10 protein-coding genes and 1 pseudogene are annotated in these 12493 nt (G+C 59.5%); 2 read left to right on the top strand and 9 right to left on the bottom strand.

The genetic code is table 11. The features are described 5' to 3' along the window. Positions 1 to 55: 55 nt before the first annotated feature. From hydA to QLG02_RS13670, 6 genes are all read right to left on the bottom strand, one after another. Complete coding sequence (gene hydA / locus QLG02_RS13695; protein WP_282465418.1) at positions 56 to 1480, bottom strand: dihydropyrimidinase; 1425 nt, start codon at positions 1478 to 1480, stop codon at positions 56 to 58. A 118-nt stretch (positions 1481 to 1598) separates the two neighbouring features. Beyond that, positions 1599 to 2816: a YgeY family selenium metabolism-linked hydrolase gene (locus tag QLG02_RS13690; protein ID WP_282465417.1), complete on the bottom strand. Its 1218-nt coding sequence runs from the start codon at positions 2814 to 2816 to the stop codon at positions 1599 to 1601. A gap of 123 nt (positions 2817 to 2939) precedes the next feature. Next, a complete protein-coding gene (gene dpaL, locus QLG02_RS13685; RefSeq protein ID WP_282465416.1) occupies positions 2940 to 4139 on the bottom strand; it encodes a diaminopropionate ammonia-lyase in 1200 nt (399 codons plus the stop codon). Positions 4140 to 4276: 137 nt separating this feature from the next. Continuing rightward, positions 4277 to 5464, bottom strand: coding sequence for a knotted carbamoyltransferase YgeW (gene ygeW, locus QLG02_RS13680; protein ID WP_011706019.1), 1188 nt, complete (start codon positions 5462 to 5464; stop codon positions 4277 to 4279). 428 nt (positions 5465 to 5892) lie between these two features. Continuing rightward, positions 5893 to 7827, bottom strand: a complete 1935-nt coding sequence (locus QLG02_RS13675; protein WP_282465415.1) for a sigma 54-interacting transcriptional regulator — start codon at positions 7825 to 7827, stop codon at positions 5893 to 5895. 51 nt (positions 7828 to 7878) lie between these two features. Beyond that, positions 7879 to 8235: a phage protease gene (locus tag QLG02_RS13670; RefSeq protein WP_282465414.1), complete on the bottom strand. Its 357-nt coding sequence runs from the start codon at positions 8233 to 8235 to the stop codon at positions 7879 to 7881. Positions 8236 to 8429: 194 nt separating this feature from the next. Here QLG02_RS13670 and QLG02_RS13665 point away from each other — a divergent pair, with 194 nt between their 5' ends. Further along, positions 8430 to 9218 (top strand): hypothetical protein, encoded by a 789-nt coding sequence (locus QLG02_RS13665; RefSeq protein ID WP_282465413.1) that lies wholly within the window; start codon positions 8430 to 8432, stop codon positions 9216 to 9218. 205 nt (positions 9219 to 9423) lie between these two features. After that, entirely contained in the window at positions 9424 to 9828 is a 405-nt protein-coding gene (locus tag QLG02_RS13660) for an HNH endonuclease (RefSeq protein ID WP_282465412.1), read from the top strand. A gap of 167 nt (positions 9829 to 9995) precedes the next feature. Here QLG02_RS13660 and QLG02_RS13655 read toward each other — a convergent pair. From QLG02_RS13655 to QLG02_RS13645, 3 genes and pseudogenes are all read right to left on the bottom strand, one after another. Continuing rightward, positions 9996 to 10427: pseudogene (locus QLG02_RS13655) on the bottom strand (AEC family transporter); the annotation flags it as partial. A gap of 1 nt (position 10428) precedes the next feature. Further along, on the bottom strand, positions 10429 to 10653 hold the full coding sequence (locus tag QLG02_RS13650; protein WP_282465411.1) for a hypothetical protein: 225 nt from the start codon (positions 10651 to 10653) through the stop codon (positions 10429 to 10431). Beyond that, positions 10650 to 12407 (bottom strand): hypothetical protein, encoded by a 1758-nt coding sequence (locus QLG02_RS13645; protein ID WP_348994632.1) that lies wholly within the window; start codon positions 12405 to 12407, stop codon positions 10650 to 10652. Before QLG02_RS13645 ends, QLG02_RS13650 begins: the two co-directional genes overlap by 4 nt. Positions 12408 to 12493: the final 86 nt, after the last annotated feature.

The following is a 12493-nucleotide window of genomic DNA, read 5'->3' as shown; positions in this document are numbered from 1 at the left end:
GCCCACCTTTCGTTGTGCACATAAGCTTGCGGGTCAGCCTGCTTCGAACAGATTGTCAGCCCGCCACCACGGGGCAAGGCGAGTGCTGCTCCGGCACCAACGCCGGATCAAAGGGCGCTCTGGCCAGAAAGCGGCCATGACCACGCCGCCCCAGAAACTCGCCGTCGCGGGCCACGATCTCGCCGCGACTGAGGGTCATCCTGATCTGGCCGGGGCAGCGCATCCCCTCGTAGGGGCTGTAGTCGCCGTTGTCGTGCAGGGCGGCGTGACGGATCAGGGTCTCGCCACGGGGATCCATCACCACCAGATCGGCGTCAGACCCCGGTTGCAGGTTGCCCTTGCGCGGCCAGAGGCCAAACAGGCGCGCCGGGTTGGTGCTGGTGAGGGCCACGAAGCGGGACGGCGAGATGCGCCCGCCCAATACCCCGTGGGCAAACAGCAGCAGCATCCGGTTCTCCACCCCGGGCAAACCATTGGGGCAGCGGCTGAAATCGCCACCTGACAAGGTCATGCGCTGGGCGTGGGAGAAGTTGCAGTGATCGGTCGCCACCGTATCGATGTCGCCCGCAGCGATGCCGACCCACAGCTTGTCCTGCTCGCTGCGCCCGCGCAGCGGCGGGCTGAGCAGATAGTCGACCCCGTTCTCCTTGTAATAACACTGCTCATCGAGCAGCAGATATTGCGGGCAGGTCTCCACCCAGACCGGCTGCCCCTGGCGGCGTGCCAGCTTGAGGTACTCCAGCCCCAAGCCGTTGGAGAGATGGACGATATAGAGCGGCGTATTGCCAGCGAGCCCCGCCAGATTGATCATCCGGGCGATGGCCTCCGCCTCACACTCCAGCGGGCGGCTTTGCGGGTGATACCAGGGTTCATGGTGACCGGCGGCCAGCAGGGCCGCCCGGCGCGCCGCAATGGCGGCATCGTTCTCGGGATGGACGGTGGCAAGCGCCCCCACCTCCTTGAGGCGGGCCAGGGCGCGCAGCACGTCGTGGTCCCCCAGCTTGTACTGGTAGGTGAGATAGAGCTTGAAGCTGCTGATCCCCTCCTCCTGCACCATGGCGGCCATCTCGTTGAGGATGGCGTCATCCACATGCTGAACAACGCCGTGAAAGCTGTAATCGACCACTGCCTGATCGACGGCATAGTCGTGATAGCGGGCCAGCTGGTGATGCAGATTGCACCCCGCCGGGCCAAATCCCATGTGATCGACGATGGTGGTGGTACCACCACAGGCGGCGGCACGGGTACCACTGAAAAAATCATCGCAACTGCGGGCAATCCCGACATCGATGTTGAAGTGGGTATGGACGTCGATGCCGCCCGGCATCACGTAGCAGCCGCTGGCATCGATCACCGCGGTCTCGCCATCGGGCTGGATATCGGTGGCCCGAGCGCGGATCACTCCGTCTTCGATCAGCAGATCCTGACGATATTCACCTTGTGAGTCGACCAGCACACCCTGTTTGATCAGCCGTTTCATCCCCACCCCCTCACACATCCGATCGCGTCAAACAGCAAGGCCCCGCCTGCTAAAGACGGGGCACTTGCCACACATGCAACAGCCGGGCGGTGATGGCAGTCACCGCCCGGCAGACCCCTTACTTGTCCAGCTCGGCCAGATAGAGCATGGGGATCACGGCGTACATGGCGGCGCACTTGACCAGATGCTCCTTCCAGGTCTTCTCGTTCGGGGCGTGGGCCTCCGGCTCTTTGCCCGGGCCAAAGCCGATGACCGGGATGCCGTGACGACCCATGATGGAGACCCCGTTGGTCGAGAAGGTCCACTTGTCCACCACCGGCGCCTTGTTGAACAGCTGGGTGTACGCCTTGGAGAGGGTTTTGACCGTGATGTGATCCTCTTCCACCTTCCAGGTCGGGAAGTAGCACTCGGTCGGATAGACCAGACCGGTGTAGGCCGGACGGTCGTACTGGTACATGGAGACCTCGGCACCGGCGGCTTTCACTGCAGGCAGGGCGCGGATCTCGTCGAGCGCCCCTTGCCAGGTCTCGCCCCAGGTGAGACGGCGGTCGATGGAGACGGCGCAGCTGTCCGCCACGGCGCAGCGGCTTGGCGAAGTGAAGAAGATCTCGGAGACGGTCAGGGTGCCCTTGCCGAGGAAGTCGTCATGGCCGAGGTTGTGGCTGAGTTCCTGCAATTCACCCAGGATCGGGCCCATCTTGAAGATGGCGTTGTCACCGCGCTCCGGCGCGGAGCCGTGGCAGCTGACACCCTGAACTTCAACGCGGATCTCCATGCGGCCGCGCTGGCCACGGTAGATCTGGCAGTCGGTGGGCTCGGTACTGACCACGAACTCGGGGCGGATCTTGCTCTGCTCGATGATGTACTGCCAGCACAGACCGTCGCAATCCTCCTCCTGCACGGTGCCGGTCACCAGCAGGGTGTACTCGTCTTCCAGACCCAGATCCTTGATGATCTTGCCGGCGTAGACCATGGAGGCCATGCCCCCTTCCTGATCGGAGGCGCCGCGACCACCGATGATCTCGTGATCTTCCATCCCCTCATAGGGATCGAAGGTCCAGTTGGCGCGGTTACCAATACCGACGGTATCGATGTGGGCATCCATGGCGATCAGGTGCGGGCCGTGGCCGATATAGCCCAGCACGTTGCCCATGGGGTCGATCTCGACCTTGTCGAAGCCGACCTTCTCCATCTCCTGCTTGATGCGCAGCACCACCCGCTCTTCATCGCAGCTCTCGCTCGGGATGGCGATCATGTCGCGCAGGAACTGAGTCATCTCGGCCTTGTACTGGTAGGCCTTCTCCAACACCATTTCAAACGGAATTTGCTTGCTCATTGTGATTCTCCATAACAACTGAGAGTGCGCGGCCTGTTCGTCGGCAGCGCCCTGTGCCCGTTACCGCACCCCGTTGGCGAGGCGCGATCAGTTCTTCAATTCATGTCTCTGTTCTCGCAGGGATTAGTCGCAGGCGGGGTGCTTGCCTTCCCACACCACTTCCCGGTAATGGGCCACGTCGGTGTCCCCTTCGGTGTTGATCACCAGCACCACCGACTGCTCATCGAGCCCCAGCCGGGCCATCAGCACCGCGCGATCCGGGTGGTGGCGCACCGCCGCCAGCACGCCAGTGCCGACCGAGCCGGATTCACCGGAGATGATGCGGGGGTCATCGCCAAGGGGATTGCCGAGCACTCGCATGCCGAGTGCCGATACCTTGTCGTGACAGGAGATGAATTGGGTGGTGCAGCCGCGCAGCACCGGCCAGCCGAGGGGATTGGGTTCGCCGCAGGCGAGACCGGCCATGATGGTGCGCATGTCGCCCCCCACGTTGACCATCTCCCCCGCCACGCCGGAGCGGTAGATGCAGTCGGCCTGATCCGGCTCGACGACTATGCTGTGCAGGTTCTTCGCCCCGAAGCAGTCCACCAGATAGCCGAGCACGCCGCCCGCCAGCGCCCCGACCCCGGCCTGCAGCAGCACGTGGGTGGGCTGCTTGATGCCCATGGCCTGCATCTGTTCGACCGCTTCGTCGGCCAGGGTGGCGTAACCCTGCATGATCCAGGTCGGGATCTTGGTGTAACCCTCCCAGGCGGTGTCCTGCACTATGTACCAGCCGCGCTCCTCGGCCATCTTCATGGTCAGGCGCACTGTGTCGTCGTAGTTCATGTCGGTGACGATGCACTCGGCCCCCAGCGCCAGAATGTGATCCACCCGCTCCTGGGCCGAGCCCTTGGGCATGTAGACCACCGCATGCTGACCCACCTGCTTGGCGGCCCAGGCAACGCCGCGACCGTGGTTGCCGTCGGTGGTGGTGGCGAAGGTCATCGGCTCCTTGATGGTGCGCTTGATGAGATCGAAGGTGAAATCCTCCACCGCCACCCCGTATTTTTCACAGAGCAGGTTGGCGATGGCGTAGACGCCACCCAGCATCTTGAAGGCGTTGAGGCCAAAGCGCTTGGACTCATCCTTCACCAGGATGTTCTTCACACCGATATAGCCAGCGAGCGCCTTCAGATCGCACAGGGGGGTGGGCTCATAACCGGCCAGTTTTTTATGAAAGGCGCGGGCCTTTTGCGCCTCGGCACGGGAAAACAGGGGCAGCGACTCACCGGTAAAGAAACGGTTATCGGCAATCTCCATCTTCAGGGAAAATTGGGACATGAATACCTCGCAAAGAGTCATCTCGCCGGGGATCATCGAGTGAAAAGCGCCCCGGGGAGAGAACCCGTGACAATAATTGCGTGATGACGACGGCCGGGCGGGACTTATTTCCCGCCCGGCCAGGCCAGGCCAGGCCATTATTTGACGCGTTTTTGCGCCTCTTTTATCAAGCCTTCGAGGGCAGCGCCCGGTGCCGAGAATTTACGGGCGACAATCATGGCGGCGATAATATAGGGCTTCCAGCTCGCCTCTTTATAAGTGGCGATCCGGTATTTCTCGAATACCCCTTCACTCACTTCCCCTTCCTTGCAGGAGACGCCGGAAATATCCGCCGGCAGGCAGTGCATATAGAGTGCCTCGCCCCCCTTGGTGAGGGCCATCATCTCTTCGGTGCAGTGCCAATCCTTGTGCTTGGCGTTTTGCGCCAGGCAATGCTGCTCCAGCTCTTTCAGGCCCGCATGATCGTTGGCCCGCAGCAGCTCGGTGCGCTGCTCCATCACCTGATAGGGGGCCCAGGACTTGGGATAGACGATGTCGGCATCCTTGAACGCCTCTTCCATGGAGGTAACCTGGCGGAAACTTCCGCCGGAGGCCTTGGCATTCTCCTTGGCCACTTCGATCACGTCCGGGATCAGGTCATATCCCTCTGGGTGGGCCAGGGTCACGTCCATGCCAAAGCGGGTCATCAGACCGATGATGCCCTGCGGCACGGAGAGCGGTTTGCCGTAGCTCGGCGAGTAGGCCCAGGTCATGGCAATCTTCTTGCCCTTGAGGTTCTCGAGGCTGCCGAAGTGCTCCTGCAACCAGGCGAGATCAGCCATGGACTGGGTCGGGTGATCAATGTCGCACTGCAGGTTGACCAGCGCCGGGCGCTGGGGCAGCACCCCCTTCTCGAATCCCTCGTCAAGCGCGGCGCCCACTTCACGCATGTAGGCGTTGCCGGCCCCCAGGTACATGTCGTCGCGAATGCCGATGGCATCGGCGCAGAAGGAGATCATGTTGGCGGTTTCACGAACGGTCTCGCCGTGGGCAATCTGGGACTTGCCCTCGTCCAGATCCTGCTGGGTCAGGCCGAGCAGGTTGAGGGCGGAGGCGTAGGAGAAACGGGTACGGGTGGAATTGTCACGAAACACCGAGATGCCAAGACCGGTATTGAACAGCTTGGTGGCGATGTTTTCGGCCCGCAGTCCCTTGAGGGCCTCGGCCAGTTTGAGCACCAGCGCCAGCTCCTGAGGGGTCTGCTCCCAGGTCAGCAGGAAGTCTTTTTCATGCAGGTTGGACTTGAGTTCATTGATCTCTTTGATTAACTGGTTCACTGCTTTCATCGTTAGCCCCAATCTGTTGATGAGAAATGCATTGCTCCCCTTCCACTCACAGGTCACCGAAACAAGGGCCATTGGGTGAGTTCATCGGTCAGCGTCAAATAAGGGCAATCAATAAGCGTGCCAACGCATAAATAAGCGGGGAATAACCAGAAAAGGCGTCTTGAATGTGAGCCGGCGCACAGCCTGAGGCTATATGGCGCCCCGCCAAGGCAGGTGAGATAGCTTATTTTGAAGCGGATGACTGAGCGCCACTGAAATAGCGCGAGAATAGGGTGAGAGGAGGCCAAGCCGGCCCTGATAATTATCAGTCCGGCTATCACCAGAGCCTGCCAATTGATAGAAAGCGGGACGACATTCTCATAATGATAACGCCGCGATTATCGGTCGCGGCGCGGTCAAGCGGGGCCGCCAGGCGACCCGAAACGAGATCAGGCCTGCACGGCTATCTCGTACTTCTTTATCTTGCGATAGAGGGTGGCGATGCCGATCCCCAGAGCCTGGGCGGCCAGCTTCTTGTTGCCAAGGCGCAGCAGGGTCTCCTCTATCATCTGCTTTTCCATGTTCTCCAGCCCGTTTTCGCCAAGTGGCAGCGCCAACCCGCGCTCGACCTGGCCGGCCCCCGGCTCTGGCAGGCTTGCCTCTGGCGATGACCAGGGAGCCCCCGTAACCGCTGCCGGGTTGCCAGCGGCAGGGCTGAGCGCAGGGTCGGCCAGCACGCCATGGGAATAAGGGTCGGGCGAGAGCGGCATGCGCGCGATTTGCGCCGTGCTGCGTGGCGGTTCGTCCGCCCCACTGCGCTGGTTGCGCAGAATATTGGGGGGCAGCAGGATGCTCTCGATCACCTCTCCCGCCTGCACCACGTTCACCAGGTACTCGATGAGGTTGCTGAGCTCGCGCACGTTGCCGGGCCAGCGGTAGCCCTCGAGCATTGCCATCACCTCCGGGCTCAGCCCCGGATACAGCAGACCGATGCGGCTGGTGTGCAGGTTGAGGAAGTAGTGGGTCAGCAGCGCCACGTCCCCCTCCCGCTCGCGCAGGGGCGGCAGGTGGATGGGAATGACGTTGAGGCGATAGAAGAGATCCTCGCGAAACTTGCCCTCGGCGATGTACTGCTCCAGATGCTGGTGGGTCGCGGCTATGATGCGGATGTCTACCGGCACCGGCCGGCTGGCGCCGATGGGGGTCACCTCCCGCAGCTCCAGCACCCGCAGCAGCTTGGCCTGCATGGTGAGCGGCATGTCCCCTATCTCGTCGAGAAACAGGGTGCCCTGCTGGGCGGCCTGGATCAGCCCCTGCTTGCCGGTGCTGGAGGCCCCGGTGAAGGCCCCCTTCACGTAACCGAACAGCTCGCTCTCGAGCAACTGCTCGGGGATGGCGGCGCAGTTGATGGCGATGAAGGGCTTGTCGCGGCGCGGGCTGAGCCGGTGGATGGCGCGAGCCACCACCTCCTTGCCGGTGCCGCTCTCGCCGCACACCAGCACGCTGGAGGGGCTCAGGGCGATGCGATGGAGCAGCTTTTTCAGGGCCCGCATCGGCTTGCTCTCCCCGATCAGCATGCTGACTCCCTCGTCGGGCTCCAGCGGCGGGTTCGGCGTGCCATGAGACTGGTGAAACGCCATCAGAAATAGCTGCTGGCCCTGCACGTGGTGCAACTGGCCGATGATCAGCTCCTGACGATCCCCCAGGGTGACGATGTGTTGCAGGTGGCCGGTCAACCCCTGCTGGGCAAAGGTGAGCGGCCGCAGCCCTATCTCGCAGCCCAGCAGCGCCTCCTGCTGGCAGTTGAGCTGCTTGAGCGCCACCTCGTTGGCGTAGAGCACCTGGCTCTTCTCGTCGAGCAGCAGGCAGCCCTGATCCATGTGGTTCATCAGGCTGAGGAAGACCTTGTTGACCCCGTCCGACAGGCCGCGCGAGTCGAGCAGCTTGGCCACGAAGATGCTGGAGATGTGCTGCACATAATCGCACACCTCCTGCAGGTTGTTGTTGAGGCGGGCCTGCTGCTCCGGGTTGAAGGCCACCAGGCTGATCACCCCGATGCAGTTCTCCTCCACCATGATGGGCACCCCGAGAAAGGCCCGCTCCCGGCAGCTCTCCTTGCAGCTGCACCCCTCGCAGACCGGATCCTCGCTGGTGTGGGTGACGATCTTCTCGCGCTGATGCTCGATGACGTAGCGCAACAGGCGGGAGTCCCCCTCCAGCTGGCGACCGAAGAACTTGCCGTAAGGGCCGGTTCCCGCCACCCGCACCATGTTGGCGTCCACGATTTCCACTTCCAGTTGCAGCACGCTGGCCAGCATCTTGGCAAAGCGCAAAATGGTGGGCTGGATCTGCATCAACAAACATTGGTTACTGACGGACATCATGTTGTAAATCCCCTGGCTCCCACCCCGGGTGGGATTCATGCTGGCCAGATACTATGCCAATTCGATGGCAACGACTTCGCCGAGGATCACGAAAAGGGAACTTGCACTCACCCCGCTGCCAGGAGTGGGAGCTGGCGCAGGCTGGACGTTCTGGTCAGTCTTGAGGGTCTGGTGGTCGTAATCGATCAGGATGTCTTGCCCAAGAGCTTTGACTCGGGCAATCAGGGCGGCAGCGATCTGCCCGTCCAGTTGCCAGTGACCACTCGCCACATCGAACGGACGACCATCACGGGCCTTGAACGGGCCGACCGGCAGCAGTTGGTACCAGCCATCGCCTTCGGGGGTGAGCTGCGCATCGAGCACCGCCAACCGCTCCCCGCTGACGGGGTTGGCTTGGAGGATGGCCACGAAGGGCGCTGAGTATGGGGTCTTGGGTATGTTCATGCCGCCATAGTGCGGCGGCATGAAGGGGGATGGGGTTTATGGTGGGTTAGAATACATTTCACACTCACCAAAAGAGCATAACCCATTGATATACAAATGCTTTTATGTAAATATTTTTATCAAACACCAATTAATATTTTCTGATTCTGGTACTTACTATGAACGAAAGTGAAAAATGTCGGTTATGCAAAAACAAATCAAAATTACAAGTGTCACATGCAATTGGCAATGCCGTATTCAAAAGAATATCAAGAAAGAGCTCGGGAAAAGCTATTTTATTATCCAATGATATTCATGAAGAAAATAAATATAGCAGTGATAGTTGGGCTGAACACATGCTGTGCAGAAATTGTGAGGCACTATTAAATGATAATTATGAAAGATACGGTTTAGATGTATTAAGGGGAAAAGTTGGGAAATACAACAAAACGGAAGTAGGTATTAAATTCTCAGGATTAAACCTACAAAGGATGAACATGTACTTTCTCTCTATACTATGGCGCATAGCATGTTCAGGGCATCCCAACTACTCTAATGTATATATAGATCCATCAGTTAAAGAAGTATTACGACAAGCCCTTATAAATAATTCACAAATACCAACATGCCAGATCTCTGTAAAATTGAGCAGGCTGATAGATAAAACTCCAACTGGAGGTTTTAGCTTATCTAATTTAAAAGATATAATTCTTTCCCCATTAATAATGGAAGGCTCAATTTGTTTCATTTACGAAGGTTTTGCAATAGAGTTTTTTATACCCGGATTGAAACGTTCATTAAGCTCACAAGCAGGAGTTATCAGAAAACAACAAACATATCTCTTTGTTCCATTTGTTCACTTTTCCGACATTCCAGAGCTTTTTGAGGTGATGCTAGTCGCTTATGGAAAGCAGATTGAAGGAAAAACTACTGTCCCTATGGGAAAAAACCAAAATGAATACCAATAAACTAAACGATAAAATCTCATACCCTAAATTGTTCACTTTACAGCAATCTAAAACCACGCTATCAATTGATCGCCGTTGTATCGTAAGGTGAGCGGTGTAAGGCTGCCCAGAGACCTCTGGTCAGTACCCGCCGCCGCGAACATGTGGAGGACGGGACTTCAACTTGAACCGAAGTCCGTCCGGCCATTATCCAATCCATACCGTCATGGACTTCAATATCAAACTGATTGAGGTCACAACCATGGGTAACATCGCCAAACAACGCCATCAGGCTGCCGTTCGTCAATCCTTTCACTGCTTCTATTGCGGACTGCCAATGTGGGAGGCCTCCCCTGCCGCATTGATGCATCAATACCGCCTCACCCCTGCCGAAGCCCGGTTATTGCAGTGCACGGGGGAACATCTACAACCACGCAGCAACGGCGGTTCGAACCAGACCGCCAATATCGTGGCCGCCTGTCGGCACTGCAACGGCACCCGCCACAAAACCCCCAAGGTGCTATCCCCTGAGCAATATCAGAAAAAGGTACAGGCGCGGGTGGGTAAAGGGGACTGGTTTCCGAAAGGGATCACCAGCAAGGTCAAGGGGTACAAAAGCAATGGTGTTTAAGACTGTTTAACCGCGCCAATGGCTCACACCTTGCTATCAGGCTGACCATCCACCCTAGTGGGTAACACGAATGCAGGGCCGTAGGTTCGATTAGCGAATCGTAATCGAACTTTCTGTTCAGCAATAAAAAGGACGCCCTCAGGCGTCTTTTTTATTGCTGAGCAGGATCAACTACCCAGATGCAAGGCCAGCCAGACCGCCAACGGGATCACCAGAACCGAGAGCGCATTGCCGCCGAGCACGATACTAGCCACCTTCTCGGGCTGGCACTGGTACTGCTCGCACAGCATGTAGTTGAGCACCGCCGGCGGCAGCGCCACCGACAGCATCAGCAGCGGGATCCAGGCCGGTTGCAGTGGCAGCAGCCAGACCGCCAGACTCAGGGAGATGCCGCCGGCCAGCAGATAGAGCAGGTTGCACTTGAGGGCGAGCCCCAGATGATCCAGCTCCCCCTCCATCAGCCGGATACCGAGGGCAAACTGTAGCCCGCCGCCGAAAATGAAAAAGACTTGCGGGGAAAATGAAAAGCTACCGGCCCGGTAGTTTATCAAACTTGATGGCACCGGAATCACTGAGTTTGATAACCCCGTTAAACCGGCATTAAACCTCTATCTCATAGGTCGGTAAATCCGGCGCCTCTCCTGCCAGCTCCCCTCCCCTGTAAAACGCCTTCTTGCCGATGGCTATCCCGGTGCCACGTACTGTGATCGTTCCACCCGCCAACGCGCTGAGAGTCGTGGTCGTGGTACCTACTGCGGTCACGGTACCAACCAGCAAGGGATCTGCGCCTGGTACCAGCTCAAGGAATCGCTTAAACAGGTTCATAGAAATCGCTCCACACTCAGCTGTTGGCGTACCGTCATGGCCCTGTTCTGCAGCGCAGCAGAGACCCTGACGCCCCGGTTGTAACCCTTCCAACCGTCCACGGCGAGCAGAGCCCCCGGCAGGATCAAGCCGGTATCAGCTGACAACGGCAGTTCAATGGTTTGGGTACGTTTGGGCATGGTCTTGGCCAGACCGACTACGCCTTGGGCACGGGCAGCCGTCACATCACACACCAACGGGTGGGTGATGGTCGGCGCTTGCTGTTCGCCAGCCGTCCCTTGGCGCACCACCCGCGCACTGATGCCCTGGTGGCCACCGCTGACCCAAATCCCGTTGGCGGCATGACCCGGCTGGAAGTCACTGCCCAGGGTGGTAATGATGGCTCTGGGGATAGCCACATCGGCCACAGCAGTATCGAGCTGCCATGGTGCTGTGGGATAACGAGGCTTGATGACCAGATGGCGGTTGCGCTGGTGTGGCAACACAAAACCACCGCCCGCCTCGGCCAGGTACCTGACCACCTCGATCGGGGTCTGGTTATCCAGGCTAAAGAACCCGGCAGGTACCAACCAGTCAGCCGCTTGCCAATCCAGCGTCCACCCCACCGGCAATACGGCTGCAGCCAGCTGGGCCATTGTTGCGGCAGCAGGCTCACTCACCGCCTGCGCCAATACATGGGTTGGCGACAAGTAAGCGGTACGCGAGCGTCCCGTCAGCGTTGCCGACTCGCGACCAAAGCTCTGGCTCGATTGCCAGCCATCGCACACGCAGTCCCATTGCTGACTATTGATATGGATGCTGACCTCTTCCTCATCGGTCAGCGCAGCCGCCGCGATACGGGGAATTTGAGCGCTGAACTGCCACGCCCAGGAGTCGGTATCGAGCTCGATACTCACCGCTGTGGCTGGGATATCGAGCCCATCGCGTACCCGCACGATCTTTGCTGTGTTGCTCACCAGATAAACCCTCCGGGTTGGAATGACGATTGCCGCATCACTGCCCTGCCAGACGAACTCCAGCTCTGCCGTGTCGCGCTTGCGCCCAAACGCCAGCCGCAGCACCCGCTTATCGGGGCGGATGGGTGGCTTGGGTGGTTCTGGTGGCGGCGTCTTGCCCTTGGGTGGCCACATGGCCTCGTCCCAGCCATCACGCCAACCCTCAATCAGCGGCTGGCCGTGGTGCCAGGCTTGGGCGGCCACCCCTTTACCGATGGGGATGCCTTCTTGCCACTGGTCAGCCTGCCAAACCTGGTCAAAGCGCGGCGGGTTGGTGAACCCGACCAGGCGCCAGCTACTGACCGGCGCCGCCTCGACCCACAGGGTGTGATTCGCCACATGGCCAGCGGCCAGACTGTCATAGCCCTGGCGGGTCTGCTGGCTGACCGGCAGCCCCTCGGCAAAGCGTTGCTGATTGGCCATGAACGTCTGGGGCATCTGCTCGCCCAGCTCGGCCACCTGCTGCTGATGCGCGGCGGCCTGTTGCCACAGGGTGCGGCTGGTTGACCGCTCAGTGCCTGCCGTCTGCCATTCGCTACTGAGGTGTTGGGAATGGCTATCTGCCCGATCCCACGCATCCCCCATTGCACTGGCAGGGCCTCGGAATACGTTCTGGTCATACTCCCCGGCGATCACCGGCAGCGGGGCACGTGATGTGCTGGCCATTGTGCATTCAATGACGAACGCGCCGACTAGCTCCCCACGGCTATGGGTATGACTGGCAAGCACCGCATCAAGTACCACAGAGCCGCCCAGCATCGCGCTGGCGCGATGCGGGGCGCCATCCAATAGGCTATGTCCCAATTACGTGTTGCATGGGGCGCCCCAGCGCCTCATGCAAGCAA

This window comes from Aeromonas sp. V90_14, from assembly GCF_029967615.1.
GTDB lineage: Bacteria > Pseudomonadota > Gammaproteobacteria > Enterobacterales > Aeromonadaceae > Aeromonas > Aeromonas hydrophila.
This window is presented reverse-complemented; position numbering and strand designations above follow the sequence as displayed.

What these genes read in the sequence shown, in the direction of transcription:
- hydA (WP_282465418.1), bottom strand. Translation starts at nt 1,480, where the DNA reads ATGAAACGGCTGATCAAACAGGGTGTGCTGGTCGACTCACAAGGTGAA.
- QLG02_RS13690 (WP_282465417.1), bottom strand. Translation starts at nt 2,816, where the DNA reads ATGAGCAAGCAAATTCCGTTTGAAATGGTGTTGGAGAAGGCCTACCAG.
- dpaL (WP_282465416.1), bottom strand. Translation starts at nt 4,139, where the DNA reads ATGTCCCAATTTTCCCTGAAGATGGAGATTGCCGATAACCGTTTCTTT.
- ygeW (WP_011706019.1), bottom strand. Translation starts at nt 5,464, where the DNA reads ATGAAAGCAGTGAACCAGTTAATCAAAGAGATCAATGAACTCAAGTCC.
- QLG02_RS13675 (WP_282465415.1), bottom strand. Translation starts at nt 7,827, where the DNA reads ATGATGTCCGTCAGTAACCAATGTTTGTTGATGCAGATCCAGCCCACC.
- QLG02_RS13665 (WP_282465413.1), top strand. Translation starts at nt 8,430, where the DNA reads ATGAACGAAAGTGAAAAATGTCGGTTATGCAAAAACAAATCAAAATTA.
- QLG02_RS13660 (WP_282465412.1), top strand. Translation starts at nt 9,424, where the DNA reads ATGGACTTCAATATCAAACTGATTGAGGTCACAACCATGGGTAACATC.
- QLG02_RS13650 (WP_282465411.1), bottom strand. Translation starts at nt 10,653, where the DNA reads ATGAACCTGTTTAAGCGATTCCTTGAGCTGGTACCAGGCGCAGATCCC.
- QLG02_RS13645 (WP_348994632.1), bottom strand. Translation starts at nt 12,407, where the DNA reads ATGCTGGGCGGCTCTGTGGTACTTGATGCGGTGCTTGCCAGTCATACC.